We start from the raw sequence: 14,806 nt of genomic DNA on the forward strand, positions 1-14,806 counted from the left end.
GCCATGACCGTCCTCACCGACACCCGACCCCGGGCGCGCCGCGACCTCGGCTGGCTCAAGCACCCGCTCGTGTTCGCCGCCGCCCTCCTCATGGTGGCGCCGTTCCTCTGGATGCTGCTGACCTCGTTCAAGGGGCTGCCGCAGCTGCTCGCCAACCCGTTGTCCGTCCTGCCCGACCCCTGGGTGTTCACGAACTGGGCCGACGCCTGGGCCGCGCTCCCCTTCGGCCGCGCCTACGTCAACTCGATCTACATCACGGTGCTCGTGGTCTTCGGCACGTTGCTGACCACGTCAATGGCGGCGTACGGCTTTTCCCGGATCCCGTTCAAGGGCTCGAAGGCCCTGTTCTGGGTGTTCCTCGCCATGCAGATGGTCCCGAAGCAGGTCACCCTGGTGCCGTTCTACTTCCTCATGGCGCAGATCGGCTGGGTGGACTCGCACCTGTCTCTGATCATCCCCGCGATCATGGTCAACCCCTTCGGCGTGTTCCTGGCGAGGCAGTTCATCTCCTCGGTCCCGATCGAACTGGAGGAGGCCGCGATGATCGACGGCGCCTCCCGCTGGCGGATCTACTGGACCATCATCCTGCCCGCCATCCGGCCGGGTCTGGGCGCGCTCGGCATCATCGTCGCGCTCGACGCATGGAACAACTTCCTCCTGCCGCTGGTGCTGCTCAACTCCACAGACCTGTTCACCGTGCCGCTGTTGCTCAGCCAGTTCCAGGGCCAGTTCGGTGGGATGAACTACGGCATCGTCATGGCCGCGACCGCCCTGTCGACGGTGCCGATGCTCATCGCGTTCGTGATCGGGCAACGGCAGATCATCGAGTCGCTGGCCACCTCGGGGCTCGGCGGGCGCTGATGACCGACCTCGGCCGCGACCTCGCCCACCGCCTCGACCTGCTCGACGTCCCCTACACGGCGCGGTTCTCCCGGCTGTTCGTGCGGCGGGGGGACGACGGCCTGACGGTGTACGAGGCGGCGTACGAGCGGCCGCTCGACGAGAGCGTCGTGGTCTCGGGGCTGCGGGTCCTCGACGACGCCGGCCGCGAGGTGGAGATCGTGCGCGCGAGCCCGGCGGGCATCGAGTTCGACGGCGGCGCCAGACTGGTCGTCGACGGCGGCGAGGTCCTGATCGGCGGCCTGCCGGAGCTGTGGTCGGTATCCGTTCCGCTGGTTGAGAAGAGTGGAGCGACGGAGCCGATCCACGCGTCTCGACACCTGGGAAACCCAAGAACCCGTACCTCCCCCGACCAGGACCTCCTCGCCCCCCACGACACCGCCCTCGCCGAGTGGCTCGCCCGCTGCCCCGCCGTCGATCCCGCCTACCGCGACCTCACGCGCTTCTGCTGGTGGGTCCTCGGTGTCAACACGCTCCGCCTCGACGCCCCCGACGGCCTCAGCCGCGCCGTCGTGCCGTCGAAGCTCGGCTACGTCGGGCTCTGGCAGTGGGACGCGTACTTCATCGCGATCGGGCTCCGCCACGGCGACCCCGACCTCGCAGTCGAGCAGCTCCGCATCGCGCTTGCACACCAGGGCGACGACGGCCAGCTCCCCGACGTCGTGCACGAGCAGGGCGTCCTCGCGTCCAGCGACGACCTCCCGCCCGCGGACCTGGAGAACCTCCGCGCCATGGCGTCGCCGTCGCTCGCCCACTCCCGCGTCCCGCTCACCAAACCGCCGCTGACCGCGCTGGCCGTGGCGAAGCTGGCCGAGGTCCTCAGCGATGGCGTCGTCGACCAGTTCCTCCCAGCGATGCTGCGGGCGCAGGAGTGGTGGTACACCCACTCCTCCCGCGGAGGCCGGCCGGTCTACCTGCACCCCTACTCGTCCGGTCTCGACGACTCCCCGATCTTCGACGACGACGCCATCGTCGCCTCGCCGGACCTGGCCGCGTACCTAGTCCTGTCCGACCGGCTCCTGGCGGGCTGGCTCGCCGAGCGCGGCCGCCACGACGAGGCCGCCGCTTGCCGTGCCCGGGCCTCTGCCACCGTCGACAGGCTCGCCCACACCTGGGACGAGGCTCGCGGCTTCTTTCCCGCCCTCGGCGAGGACGGCCAGCCGATCGCGGCCGAGACCATCGTCTCCCTCATGCCCCTTCTGGCCGACGGCCTGCCGGGCCACCTCGTCGGCGGCATCCTCGCCGCCCTCGCCGACCCCGGCCGCTTCGCCACGCCCCGTGCGCTGCCGACGGTGGCCGCGTCGGACCCCGACTATTCCGCCGAACGGATGTGGAGGGGACCCGTGTGGGTGAACACGAACTGGTTGGTCGCCGAGGGCCTCCGCCGCCAGGCCGCCGTCGACTCCACACGAGCCGACCGTCTTCTGGCTACCGCCGACCGCCTCGACCGCGACACGCTGGCCCTCGTCGACGAGCACGGCCCGAACGAGTACTTCAACCCGGTGACCGGCGAGAAGCCGCCACGCGCGACGACGGTCTTCGGCTGGTCGGCCGGGCTGGCCGTCGACCTCGCCGTCCGCCTGTCTCGACCCCGCTGAACCCGCCCGCGCCCTTCGCCAAGCTGCCCGACACGGGCCCTTCCCCGCTCCCTGCAGAGCCCTGCCCCGTTGCGTGAGACGCACGCAAGCCGGGAGCGGCACAGCGCGTCGAAGCCGACGTGACAAGCCGCCCAACCCGGCGACAGGTCCCAGCACCGTGCGCCAGATGCTTCGACACGGCCGGCGGCGCTCCGCGCCCGCGACCGGCTCACTCAGTGGGGGCGACGCCTCGCTCCAGGAGTGCTACTCGGGGCGGAGGACGGCAAAGGGGTCGGTGACCACCAGCACCTGGTCGCGGAACCGGAACACGCGGGCCGGGCGGCCGCCCTTTGTGCCCGGGGCCGACATCTCCCCGGTCGGCACCAGCTGGCCGCGCCTCGTCAGCACCCGCTCCAGGTTCGTCGGCGCGACATCGTGGCCCAACGCCGCGACATACACCTCCCGCAGCTCAGCGATCGTGAACTCCGCCGGCATCAGCGCGAACCCGATGTTGGTGTAGCTCAGCTTCGCCCGCAGCCGGGTCACTGCCTGCGCGACGACGGTGGCGTGGTCGAACGCCAACTCCGGCAGTTCGTCGACGGCGAACCACGCCGCCCGCTCCGGCAGGTGCGGCTCCAGCACCGTCGGAACGAGCCCGAGGTAGCTGGTGCCGATGGTGCGCTGCGCGGGGTCGCGGCCAGGGTCGGAGCGCGTGCCCAGCTGCTCCAGGTGTGTCAGCCCGGATGCGTCCACCTTCGCCGCCAGGTGCCTGAGCACCGCCGCCTCCAGCGTCTCCTCAGGTTCGACGGGGCCGCTCGGCAGCGCGTACCGGCCCGCGTACGGCTCGTGGTCCCGCCTGGCCAGCAGCACGGAGAGCCGAGGGCCGTCGTCGACCACGCGGACCTGCAGGACCGCCCCGATGGCCTCGTGCCGATAGAGGGCGACGCCCACGGAATCACGCGGAGGATGGGGAGCCATGGATCGCATGCTACAGTTCCCCTGGTTTTCGTCTGCGAGTCGAAAACCGGAAAGGAGCAGGAGATGACCCTCCTACTGGAGCCCTCCGTCGGCACCGAGGCCTGGGAACGCTGGACCGCCGACGAGGTAGCCGCGTGGCAGGCGCGGGTGCACGCGCTCGCCGCCGCCCGCAACGCCGTCATCCTCGCCCACAACTACCAGGCGCCGATCATCCAGGACGTCGCGCACCACGTTGGCGACTCGCTGGCCCTCTCCCGGATCGCCGCGACCTCCGACGCCGAGACCATCGTCTTCGCCGGCGTCCATTTCATGGCCGAGACCGCCAAGCTCCTCTCCCCCGCCAAGCGCGTCCTCATCCCGGACCAGGCGGCCGGCTGCTCGCTCGCCGACACCATCAACGCCGACCAGCTGCGCGCGTGGAAGGCCGAACACCCCGGCGCCGTCGTCGTCAGCTACGTCAACACCACCGCCGAGGTCAAGGCCGAGACCGACGTCTGCTGCACCAGCTCCAACGCCGTCGAGGTGGTCCGCTCCATCCCGGAGGATCGCGAGATCCTGTTCCTCCCGGACCAGTTCCTGGGCGCCCATGTGCGCCGCGCCACCGGCCGGACGAACATCCACGTCTGGCTCGGCGAATGCCACGTGCACGCCGACATCTCGCCGACGGACCTCATCGACGCCGTGCGCGACAACCCCGCCGCGGACCTGTACGTGCACCCCGAGTGCGGCTGCACCACCAGCGCGCTGTGGCTGGCCGAGTCCGGTGAGCTGCCCGCCTCCCGCACCCACGTGCTTTCGACGGGCGGCATGCTGGACCACGCGCGCCGGGAGACGTCGCGGCAGGTACTGGTGGCCACTGAGATCGGCATGCTGCACCAGCTGCGCAAGGCCAATCCCCTGACAGACTTCCAGCCGGTCAACCCCAAGGCCTCCTGCCCGTTCATGAAGATGACGACCCCGGAGAAGCTGGAGGCCTGCCTCGGCGACCCCGCCCTGACCAGGGGTTACGAGGTCGATGTGCCGGCGGATGTGGCCGCCCGGGCGCGCCGGGCCGTCGAGCGGATGGTGGCGATCGGCAATCCCGGATCGGGGGAATGATGCCCGCCCGGGCACTCCCGGCGAAGCCTCGCGCGTGGACGGGGCGGACCGACGTCGTGGTGGTCGGCACCGGCGCGGCGGGCCTGTCCGCGCTGCTCCACCTGGCCGCGGCCGGCGTCGACTGTGTGGCGGTCACCCGCGGCGAGGTCACGGACTCGGCCACCGCCTGGGCGCAGGGCGGGCTCGCGGCGGTGTGGGACGACGGCGACACGCTCGCGGCGCACGTCGCCGACACGCTGACCGCCGGGGCGGGACTGTGCGACGAAGGGGTCGTGTCGGACCTGGTGGCGAGTGCTCCGGGGGCCATCCGGCGGCTGATCGGGCTGGGGGCGCAGTTCGACCGCGACCCAGCGGGTGGGCTGGACCTGCACCTGGAGGGCGGACACTCCGCGCGCCGGATCATCCACGCCGACGGCGACGCCACCGGGGCGGAGATCGAGCGGGCGCTGTGGGCTTCCTTGTCCGGCGCCTTGGCTGGGTCACGGACGCGGGTGATGGCTCAGACGCGGCTGATCGATGTCCTGATCGACGGCACCGGGCGCGCCTGCGGGGTGCGGCTGCTGGACGCCGACGGCCAGGTTGGCGAGCTGCTCGCGGGCGCCGTCGTGCTGGCCACCGGCGGCATGGGCCAGCTGTGGCCGGTCACGAGCAACCCGCTGGGCGCGACGGGCGATGGGGTCGCGGCGGCGCTGCGGGCCGGCGCCGAGGTCCGCGACCTCGAGTTCATGCAGTTCCACCCCACCGTGCTGGCCGACGACGCCGCGGGCGAGCGGGGCGTGCTGGTGTCGGAGGCGGTGCGCGGCGAGGGGGCGTGGCTCGTCGACGATGCCGGCCGCCGGATCATGGCCGGGGTGCACTGGTTGCTCGAGCTGGCGCCGCGCGACGTCGTGTCCGCAGCCATCATGGCGGAGCTCTCCCGGAGCGGGGCGCCCCATGTGTGGCTCGACGCGACGTTCTTCGGGCGCGAGCGCTGGGAGCACCACTTCCCCGGTATCCTCGCGCTCTGCCGGGGCCGGGGCGTCGACCCGGTGACCGAGCGCATTCCGGTGCACCCCGCCGCGCACTACGCGTGCGGGGGTGTCGCGGCCGACCTGCACGGCCGGACGTCGGTGCCGGGGCTGTACGCCGTCGGGGAGGTCGCGGCGACGGGGGTGCACGGGGCGAACCGGCTGGCGTCGAACTCGCTGACTGAGGCGCTCGTCGCGGGCGACCGAGTGGGCACGCTGCTCACCGACGGCGACCGCGCCCGGCAGAGCGGCTCCGCTTGTCACCCGGCAGTCAAGGCCGGTCACCAGTCGGCGGGCGGCGCCGTTGACGACGGGGCCGTTGTCGTCGACCCGTCTTTCCTGCCCGAGCTGCGGGCCTGGATGCAGCGGGAGGCATTCGTGTCGCGGACGGGCTCCGGGCTGGCCAGGCTCGGGGCCGCGCTGGCTGCAGCGCCGAGAGGTACCGGCCCGGTGGACGACGCCTCGCTGACCGCGACCAACCTCCACGCCGTCGCCACCGTCATCGCCGCGGCCGCGGCGGAGCGGACGGAGTCGCGGGGTGCGCACCGCCGCTCCGACTTCGCCGCCACCTCGCGCACCTGGGAGCGGCGAATCACCGTCCGCCCCACGGAGGGCGGGCTAGAGCTGACCTCCGTACCCCTGGCCATCGCCGAAAGGACCGCAGCATGACCGCCGTGTCGACCGACATCGACCTTGCCCCCCCGGACCGCGACGTGGCGGACGCCTGGACCGCCGTCGACCCCGCCGAGGTGCGGCGGATCATTGACGTCGCGGTGGACGAGGAACTAAGGCTCGGCCCGGACGTCACGACGGAGGCGACGGTGCCGGCTGGGGCCGTCGGGGTCGCGGAGGTGGTGGCGCGCGAGGCCGGCGTCCTGGCTGGCATGGCTGTGGCGGTCGAGGTGCTGCGGGTGGTGGCGTCGCGGCTGGGGGTCGAGGCTTCCGCCGAGGTGGTGCTGGCTGACGGCTCCAGGGTCGCGATGGGGGACGTCGTGCTGCGGATCAGCGGGCCGGTGCGCTGCCTGCTGACCGCCGAGCGGACCCTGCTGAACTTCCTCGGGCAGCTGTCCGGGGTGGCGACGGCGACGGCCGAGTGGGTGTTCGAGGTGTCCGGCACGGAGGCCCGGATCCGCGACACCCGCAAGACTGTGCCGGGGATGCGGGCCCTGCAGAAGTACGCCGTCGTGTGCGGCGGCGGGGTGAACCACCGGATGGCGCTCGGGGACGCGGCGCTGATCAAGGACAACCACGTGGCCGCAGCCGGGTCCGTCGCGGGGGCGTTCCTTGCGGTGCGTGCGCACGCACCGGGTGTCGCGGTGGAGGTGGAGTGCGACACGGTGGCGCAGGTGCACGAGGCGGTCGCGGCGGGTGCCGAGCTGGTGCTGCTGGACAACATGACCCTGGCCGAGACCCGCGAGGCGGTCGCGGTCTGCCGCGCGGCGGGGGTCCGGACGGAGGCGAGTGGGGGGTTGACACTCTCGCGGGCCGCTGAGGTCGCGGCGACGGGCGTGGACTTCATCGCCGTCGGCGCGTTGACCCACTCCGCGAGGGTGCTCGACCTGGGCCTGGACCTCACCGCCTGACCAACGACCGGGTCCCGCGGCCACCTGTCTGCAACTTGCTATCCAGAGCGCGGTTTCTGTGGATATACGCAGAAACCGCGCTCTGGATAGCAAGTTGCAGGGCGAGCGCATCCACAGGTTGCCTGGAAGGTGGGAGATGCTCCGCCAGGCTGCCGAGAGTGGCGGCATGGACCTCCAAGGCATCTATTCCACCGCTCAACTTCGGGCCGCCGGCGTCAGCCGGCACCACGCAGCACTCCTTGTCAAGAGCGGAACCTTGCGCCGAATCCGGCCAGGCTGGTACGCCACGGACGGCGCCGACGAACAGGTCGAGCGCGCCCTCAAGGCTGGCGCCAGGCTGGGCTGCCTCAGCGGATGTCGACACCATGGGCTCTGGGTGCCCAACAAGTCAGCGATTCACGTGGTCTACGGGCTCGGCACTGACCCGGTCGAGCGCAAGGGGTTGATCGCCCATCCCTATAGGTTCAGGTATCCGCAGGAAGCCGTCTGGCCGCTGGCGGACTGCTTGCGACAGGTGGCGGTCCGGCACCCGGTCGAGGACGCGATGATTGTGGCCGAATCCGCCCTGAACCTCGGCCTGGCACCTCTGGAGGAGGTCCGCTGGGCACTCGGAGGGCTGCCGAAGAAGTACGCCGACTACCGCGACCGCATCGCACCTGCCCAGTCCGGGAGCGAAACGAGAGTCAGGCTCTTCTTCGTGCGGAGGCGCGTCCCCGTCCGGGCTCAGGCCGAGATCGACGGCGTCGGGTTCGTCGACCTCCTGGTGGGAGACTCGCTCATCGTCGAGTGCGACAGCCAGGCGCACCACGGCGAGACCAACTACGAGAACGACCGTCGGCGAGACCTTGCCGCGAGAGGACTCGGCTACACGACGCTGAGGCTCAGCTACCAACAGATCTGGAAGCACTGGCCGGCCACCCAACAGAGCCTGATACGGGAACTCCGCACACGCCGCCACATCAGGCCGAAGTGATCTGCAACTTCCTACGCAGAGAGCGGCATCTGTGCATATGCGCAGATGCCGCTCTCTACGTAGATTCCTGCAGGGGTCAGGCCGCGACACCCACCTCCGCGCGCACCATCTGCTCGGCCGACGGCTCGAGCTCGGCGCTCGCCGCCTCCGGATCCGTCACCTTCAAGCGACGGATGTAGCGCTCGTACCAGAGCACCGCCAGGCCGAGGAACACCACGACACCGCCCACGTTGTAGGTCAGCGTCAGCCACAGCTCCTGGCCCAACGGGACCGTACCCGCGACGAACACGAACGCGAACACCACCAGGAGGAACGTCGCGACACCCAGGCCGAGCGACCGCGACCCCATCCGGAAGTCACGCGCCACGCCGTCGTACCGGCGACGCAGCATCCAGTAGGCCAGCAGGATGAGCAACGGAGGCAGCAGCGCCGTGGCGGCCGTCATGTTGATGACGATGCCGAGCAGGTCGTTGACGTTGCCCGAGCCGAGGGCCGGGATGACGAGGATCGGCACCACGATGGCGAACTGCAGCCAGGCGGCGCGCCACGGGATGCCCTCGGAGTTCAACTCGACGAGCTTGCCGCCGAAGATGCCGCGAGGGATCTCGGAGAAGAAGATCTTCACGGGGGTGGAGGTCCACATCAGTAGGGACCCGAGGGTCGCGGCGAGCAGGATCACGCCGACCACGCGGTTGACCAACACGGCTGAGAGGCCGAAGTGCTCACCGAGGGCGCCCATCACCACGAACAGACCGTTGGAGTAGTCGAGCGTGCCCACCGGCACGAACACGTTCATCAGCAGCGACGCGGTGGCGTACAGCAGGCCGATGACGATGCCGGCGATGACGATGGTGCGCACGAACGCCTTGACGCCGCCTCGGAGGTCGTTGAGGAACACTGCCGAGGACTCGGCGCCGCCAACGCCCTGGATGATCCAGGCCAACGTGCCCATGAAGCCCCAGGCCAGCGCGAATGTGGAGAGGTCCGGGGTCATGGCACCCGTGGTGATGGGCGAGGCCGGCTCGACACCGCCGAACAGTGACGCGAGCGAGAGCACGATGAACGTGGCCGTCAGCACCAGCACGAGCGTGGCACCGATCGAGGTGATCGAGCCGATCCACTTGGCACCCTTCGTCGACACCCACGTGGCCACGGCGAAGATGAGGATCGACAACACCGTGATCCACAGCTGGGAGAGCTGCTTCTCCTCGCCGTAGATCAGGTACGACGCGAACACGAGGATCAGCGGCAGCAGCGAGGCGAAGTAGAACAGGTTGACGAACCAGTAGCTGAAGGCCGTCAGGAACGCCCAACGGCCGCCCATCGACGTCTTGACCCACTGGTAGACACCGGACTCGGAGTTCTTGTTCAGCGCCACGAATTCTGCGATGACAAGGGTGAACGGGATGAAGTAGAGGAGCGTGGCGAAGAAGAACGCCGGCGCGGAGGCCAGCCCGATCGCCACGTTGTTGTTGATGACGTTGCGGATGTTGAACACCGCCGCCACTGTCATGGTGAGCAGCGCGAACATGCCGATCCGCGCGCGATTGGTTCCAGTCATGGTGACTTTCTGTGTTGGGGGTGGGCTACTTGTTGTGGAAGCTGGCGCCCTCGACGGTGACGTGCAGCAGCACGGCCTCGCCGCAGGGAGCCGGAAGGATGCGGGCGGCCTCGTCGATGTCGACGACAAGCAACCCGCCGTCGGGGACTCGGACGGTCTCGCCGGAGCCGGTGAACAGCTGCCGGTCGGTGAGGTCGTCATAGGCCCCTTCGACGGCGAGGTCCACCTTGGCCGCCACCTCCACCGCGACCTCACCGCTGAGCGCGGCGACGACGAGGTGGTAGCGACGGCGCCCCACCATCTCCTCCGTCGCGAGGGCTGTCGCGGGGGCCTTGCGGTAGGTGAGGGAGTCACCGATGGAGTACGCGACGCCGGCGGACAGGCCGGGAGCGGCGTCGAGGGCCTCCAGGGTGCGCGCCCACTTCGTCGTTCCACCCAGGATCTCTCGCAGGGTGGCGTGGTCGGTGAAGAGCCTCATGCCGGGTCCTCCTGGCTGGTGACGGGCTGCAGGGTGAACTCGAACTCGAACGCCTCGAACCGCGTCCGGTAGGCGTCCAGCACCTCGGAGCCCCAGGAATTGGAGCCGAGGCCGAGGACCTGGTCGTTGAGATTGAGGGTGACGGTGTCGCGGCGCGTGAGGTCCGTGACGTGCCGTGCGGCGTCGATGTCTGCGCAGCTGTACGGCCACGCGGAGAAGTGGAACGGTCGCTCCCCGGCCCGCCGCGACACCCGCAGCCCCTGCCCGGAGCCGTCGGTCACCTCCACCCACCGGACGTCGCCGCGATTGCCGTAGTCCTGCGGGACGACGTAGGGCGTGACCATGGCGTCGACGTCGCTGGACCAGAAGCCAACGGGGTTGGCCGTCGCCGAGTCGGGGTAGTTCTCGCCCGGTCCGCGCCCGAACCAGTCCACCCGGCGGAGGTCACCGGGCAGCTCGAGGGTGACGCCGATGCGCGGGACGATGTCGCGGTAGTTGCCGTAGGGCGTGCCGACGGCGCGGACGGTGGCTGCGCCGTCGGGCGTGATCCGCCACTCGATGTCCACATGGCACCCGAAGTCGAGCACCGGCGGCGCGATGCGGGCGCGATAGCTGAGCAGAACGTCGTTCCCGTCCGAACGCCAAGCGACGTCGCGGACGGAGGTCTGCATGAGCTGGAGGTGTCGCGGGAACCAGAGCTCGTCGGCCTCCTGTTGGTGGTTGTCGATCAGCGGCTTCCAGAATCCGACGCGGAGGGGGGCGGCGACGAGGTCGCGGCCGGCGGACGTCCAGGAGAGGAGGTCTGCGGTGAGGATGTCGAAGGTGAGCCGGCCGGTAGAGGTGTCGACGTGGAGCAGGTGGTGGTCGGGATCCGCGTGAACGGTGGGGCCGCCCAGCGCCTCAGCCACCCGCGAAGGGCCCTCCCCGCGCGGGTCAAGCGCCTCAGCCCGCGGAGACGTGCCCGTAGTGGCACCCTCCGTGCTCACCCCTGAGCGTGGGGGCCCGGACTGGGGGACCGTCTCCGCGCCGGCGCCCTGCACAGCGAGCTGATAGCGGCCGATTTCGTGGCCTGGCTCACACCACGGGGTGGCTCGGGTGGTCACGACGGTCGCGATCGACGCCGCCTCCCGAGCCCCGACGAAGGGCAGGGCGTACGGGATCTCGGCGGTCTCTCCCGGCGCGATGGGGGTAACGCGCAGCACATCGGTAGCAGTCAGGTCACCGTCGGTCCAGGTGTCGACGCGCAGCTCGATGTCGCCCAGATCGGTGAACCAGCGGCGGTTGGTGACCCGCACTCCGCCGTCGACTGCCTCCACCAGGACCGGGCAGATCACAGCCGCGTACTCGGTCAGTCCTGGGCTGGGCTCCTGCCACGGAAAGACGAGGCCGTCGATGCAGAAGTTGGAGTTGTTGGGGTAGTCGCCGAAGTCGCCGCCGTAGCGGTGGTACTCCTGCCCATCCTCGCCCACCGCGAGCAGGCCATGGTCCGCCCACTCCCAGACGAAATGCCCCTGGATGGAGTCCCAGCGGTTGAACACCGCCTGGTACTCGCTCAGCCCGCCGGGGCCGTTACCCATCGCGTGGCCGTACTCGCAGATGATCCGCGGCTTGGGGTGCGGGTGCTCGCCGAAGTCGTTCATCTGCGAGACCCGCGAGTACATGGTGGAGATCACGTCCACGTGCTCGGCGTTGCGGTCCTCCTCGTAGTGCACGGGACGGTAGGGGTCCAGCGCCTTGGCGCGGCGATACATCGCGGGGATGTTGCAGCCGTAGCCGGACTCGTTGCCGAGCGACCACATGATGATGCAGGCGTGGTTGCGCTGCGCCAGCACGTGCCGCTCGATCCGGTCCACGTACGCGGTCTCCCAGGCCGGGTCGTCGGTGATCCGCGACAGGTCCCCGACGTTGGCGAAGCCGTGGGACTCCAGGTCCGTCTCCGCCAGCACCATCAGCCCGATCTCGTCGCACATCTCGTAGAAGCGCGGGTCGTTGGGGTAGTGCGCGGTGCGCACGGCGTTGATGTTGTGGCGCTTCATGAGCTCGAGGTCGCGGCGGACGCGGTCCATGCCGACGGCGCGACCGCGGCGGTCGTCGTGGTCGTGCCGGTTGACGCCGTGCATCATGAAGTAGGACCCGTTCAGCCGGAGCAGGCCGTCCGCGACGGTGACCTCGGCCAGGCCCAGACGGTGCGGGACATGCTCGGCTGGGCCGTCAGGCCCGACGACGGTGAGCAGCATGTCGTAGAGGTGCGGTTCCTCCGGGTTCCAGAACCGTGCTCCGCGGATGGTGACGGCTGCCGTCGAGCCGGGCGCCAGGGTGGTCTCAGCCACCGGGACACCGCCGTCGGCGATCGTCCAGGTCAGCGAGGAGGCGCCGTCGGCCGACGCGGTGAGGGTGACCTCGGCGTCGTCGCCCACCTTGTGCGTGCGGACGTGGAAGTCCTTCAGCCGCGCGGCGGGGCGGGTGACGAGGTAGAGGTCGCGGAAGATGCCCGAGGCCCACCACATGTCCTGGTCCTCGATGTAGGTGGCGTCGGAGAACTGCAGCACGGTGATGGCGAACAGGTTGTCGCCGTCGACCACGTGGGCGGTGATGTCGAACTCCGCCGACAGCCGCGACCCCTTCGTCATGCCGACGAACTCCCCGTTGACATGGATCTCGGCGTAGCTCTCCACCCCGTCGAGGCGAAGGACCATCTGCTCGCCGAGGGCCGGCGCCGACAGCCGGACCGTGCGCTGGTAGGCGCCGGTGGGGGTGTCGGCCGGGACGTGCGGCGGCTCGATCGGGAACGGGTACCCCTCGTCGGTGTACTGGAGCCGGCCGTGTCCGTCGAGCTGCCACAGGTGCGGGACGACGACGGTGTCCCAGTCCTGCTCTGTCGCCGTGAACGACGACGGCACCCGCGCCGGGTGGTCGAACAGACGGAAGCGCCAGGGGCCGGTGAGATCGACGAAGCCGCGCGAGGCCCTGCGGTCGCGACCTTCGGCCAGCTCGGGCGTCGCGTAACCGAAGAAGTAGGCCCGGGCGGGCATTCGGTTGCGTCCGGTCAGCGCCGGGTTCTCCCAGTCGAGGGGCTCCGTCATGGACGCGGTCTCCTTTAATCGTACGTCTCTCCCGGAATGTAACCGGTTACATTGATAGTAGAACAAGACCCCCGGCTGCGCCAACCGGGGGTCTCGAGGAGGGGTGAAGCGCCTAGACGGCGTCGACTGGGACGGCGTCGGTGCGGCCGGTCAGCAGCCACTCGACGGCCTGCTTCGCCGTCCACCCCCCCGGGTGGCTGATGGCCAGCTCCTCGGCGCTGGACAGGTCCTGCCCGAGAGTGATGGCCGGCTGCTCCCGGTACCCGTTCTTGCGCAGCTGCCCGAGGCCGATGTTGGCCATCAGGGCGTTGCACAGGCACTTGCGCCCCACCGTCTCCTCCGCGGAGCCGCCCTTGCGCAGGTACGGCGTGATGGGCTCCGAGGGACAGCGGTAGGTGATGGACTTGTCAGGACGCTCAACCGGGACGCGCAGGTAGCCGAGGTCACAGATGCGCTCGCGCGCCTCGTAGACGTCGTCCTCCGACAGCGTGTCCGAGAGCTGGGCCACCTTGAACGGGAACCCCGTCGGCGAGGCCCGGGGATCGTTGCGGACCACCAGGCTCCCGGAGGTGAGTTCGGACATCAGCCGGTTCCTCAGCTCTGCGGTGATCCCGGACTCTTCGGCCAGGGCGAACAGCGTGCCGGTCTGTACGCCGGCTGCACCGGCGGCGCGCGCTTCGGCCACCTTCTCGGGTGACGCGTAGCCGCCGGCGAGCCAGAACGGCAGCCCCACGTTCGCCACCTTCGCCAGGTCCGCGTCGTCCCTCGGCCCGTACACCGGGTCACCGGCATCGTCCAGGACCACCTTGCCGCGCGGCGGAGAGCTGTGCCCGCCCGCCCTCGGACCCTCGACGATGAATCCGTCGGGGCGGATCTCGGGGTCGCGGTTGAGGTAGTCGGCCAGCACGTGGAGGGTCACGATCGCGAGGAAGTTGGGGCGACGCAGCGCCGGCAGTTCGTCGCCGAGCATCGTGGCCGGGCTGAGGGTCGCACGGTGCGTCGTCGTGGAGTTGATCACGTCGATCGTCAGGTGCCCGGTCCGGCCGGAGGCGTACTCGGTGAGCAGCCTCGGCATCTCACGGGGCACCCCCGCACCCATGATGACGTAGTCGACGTCCGCCAGCATCGCGCCCAGGACGGCCGAGAGGGTGGCCGTCTGGATCTTCTCCAGCAGGTTGATGCCGACCTGGCCGGCGTGGCCCTCTTTGGCCAGCCAGACCTCGGTGAAGTTACCCACCAGGCTCAACTCCAGCGCCGCCCTCCGGGGAGAGATGGTCAGGGTGGGGTGCGGGCGGTACGGCTGGCCCTCGGGGCGTCCGCCCTCGAGGTAGTACGTGGCCATGACGCGCTGCGCCATCGCCTGCGACGGGAAGTGCGCCATCGCCCGGCGACGATGCCCTCCCGGATCGCCGTCCTGGAGCTCACGGGCGAGCACGCCGTCGAGAGCAGTTCCTGAAACGACGCCGAGCTCCCCGCACAGCGAGACCTCCCGGGCCAGTTTCCACGACGAAACAGCGACGCCCATGCCGCCCTGGATCACCGTCGGGGGATGTGTGATGGGCACCGGA

The 14,806-nt window shown here is 70.2% G+C and carries 11 protein-coding genes; 6 read left to right on the plus strand and 5 right to left on the minus strand.

The window, feature by feature from the left end:
• Positions 1 to 3: 3 nt before the first annotated feature.
• Entirely contained in the window at positions 4 to 861 is an 858-nt protein-coding gene (locus ACX1D0_RS11670) for a carbohydrate ABC transporter permease (RefSeq protein WP_459018086.1), read from the plus strand.
• Complete coding sequence (locus tag ACX1D0_RS11675) at positions 861 to 2,498, plus strand: MGH1-like glycoside hydrolase domain-containing protein (RefSeq protein WP_459018088.1); 1,638 nt, start codon at positions 861 to 863, stop codon at positions 2,496 to 2,498. Before ACX1D0_RS11670 ends, ACX1D0_RS11675 begins: the two co-directional genes overlap by 1 nt.
• Before the next feature lie 243 nt (positions 2,499 to 2,741).
• On the opposite strand, the gene ACX1D0_RS11680 is transcribed toward ACX1D0_RS11675, so the two are convergent.
• Positions 2,742 to 3,455: an NUDIX hydrolase gene (locus ACX1D0_RS11680; protein ID WP_459018090.1), complete on the minus strand. Its 714-nt coding sequence runs from the start codon at positions 3,453 to 3,455 to the stop codon at positions 2,742 to 2,744.
• 63 nt (positions 3,456 to 3,518) lie between these two features.
• Between ACX1D0_RS11680 and nadA the strand changes: the two genes are divergently transcribed.
• From nadA to ACX1D0_RS11700, 4 genes are all read left to right on the plus strand, one after another.
• Positions 3,519 to 4,553 (plus strand): quinolinate synthase NadA, encoded by a 1,035-nt coding sequence (gene nadA / locus ACX1D0_RS11685; protein ID WP_459018092.1) that lies wholly within the window; start codon positions 3,519 to 3,521, stop codon positions 4,551 to 4,553.
• Positions 4,550 to 6,229, plus strand: a complete 1,680-nt coding sequence (gene nadB / locus ACX1D0_RS11690; RefSeq protein ID WP_459018094.1) for an L-aspartate oxidase — start codon at positions 4,550 to 4,552, stop codon at positions 6,227 to 6,229. Before nadA ends, nadB begins: the two co-directional genes overlap by 4 nt.
• Complete coding sequence (gene nadC / locus ACX1D0_RS11695; protein WP_459018096.1) at positions 6,226 to 7,143, plus strand: carboxylating nicotinate-nucleotide diphosphorylase; 918 nt, start codon at positions 6,226 to 6,228, stop codon at positions 7,141 to 7,143. Before nadB ends, nadC begins: the two co-directional genes overlap by 4 nt.
• A 136-nt stretch (positions 7,144 to 7,279) precedes the next feature.
• Entirely contained in the window at positions 7,280 to 8,116 is an 837-nt protein-coding gene (locus ACX1D0_RS11700; RefSeq protein WP_459018098.1) for a type IV toxin-antitoxin system AbiEi family antitoxin domain-containing protein, read from the plus strand.
• Positions 8,117 to 8,192: 76 nt separating this feature from the next.
• Here the strand turns inward: ACX1D0_RS11700 and ACX1D0_RS11705 are convergent, their stop codons facing one another.
• The 4 genes from ACX1D0_RS11705 to ACX1D0_RS11720 all read right to left on the minus strand — a co-directional run bounded on the left by ACX1D0_RS11705 (position 8,193) and on the right by ACX1D0_RS11720 (position 14,802).
• Positions 8,193 to 9,677 carry an amino acid permease gene (locus ACX1D0_RS11705; RefSeq protein ID WP_459018100.1) on the minus strand — a complete coding sequence of 495 codons (1,485 nt, stop codon included), beginning with the start codon at positions 9,675 to 9,677 and terminating at the stop codon, positions 8,193 to 8,195.
• A gap of 25 nt (positions 9,678 to 9,702) precedes the next feature.
• Positions 9,703 to 10,155, minus strand: coding sequence for a NanQ anomerase/TabA/YiaL family protein (locus ACX1D0_RS11710; RefSeq protein ID WP_459018102.1), 453 nt, complete (start codon positions 10,153 to 10,155; stop codon positions 9,703 to 9,705).
• A complete protein-coding gene (locus ACX1D0_RS11715) occupies positions 10,152 to 13,238 on the minus strand; it encodes a glycoside hydrolase family 2 TIM barrel-domain containing protein (protein ID WP_459018104.1) in 3,087 nt (1,028 codons plus the stop codon). The genes ACX1D0_RS11710 and ACX1D0_RS11715 overlap by 4 nt, the downstream gene beginning before the upstream one ends.
• A gap of 112 nt (positions 13,239 to 13,350) precedes the next feature.
• Positions 13,351 to 14,802, minus strand: coding sequence for a nitronate monooxygenase (locus tag ACX1D0_RS11720; protein ID WP_459018105.1), 1,452 nt, complete (start codon positions 14,800 to 14,802; stop codon positions 13,351 to 13,353).
• Positions 14,803 to 14,806: the final 4 nt, after the last annotated feature.

It is taken from the genome of Tessaracoccus pujii, from assembly GCF_054483895.1.